The organism is Acinetobacter legionensis, from assembly GCF_048551735.1.
GTDB lineage: Bacteria > Pseudomonadota > Gammaproteobacteria > Pseudomonadales > Moraxellaceae > Acinetobacter.
Genome location: NZ_JBIMBV010000124.1, coordinates 1 through 241, shown reverse-complemented (window position 1 = coordinate 241; position 241 = coordinate 1). Strand labels below are relative to the sequence as shown.

At 52.7% G+C, this 241-nt stretch carries 1 pseudogene; it reads right to left on the bottom strand.

The features are described 5' to 3' along the window. Window positions 1-241 (bottom strand): annotated as a pseudogene (locus ACG9ZL_RS21300) (DEAD/DEAH box helicase); the annotation flags it as partial.

Genomic DNA, 241 nt, shown 5'->3' with positions numbered 1-241 from the left:
ACCTTCACGACGTGGTGGACGATCACCAAAATCACGCTTAGGACGATCTTCACCACCGAATGACCGTTGTGGACGATCACCGAAACCACCTTCACGGCGTGGTGGACGATCACCAAAATCACGCTTAGGACGATCAGCAAAACTACCTTCACGACGTGGTGGACGATCACCAAAATCACGCTTAGGACGATCTTCACCACCGAATGACCGTTGTGGACGATCACCGAAACCACCTTCACGG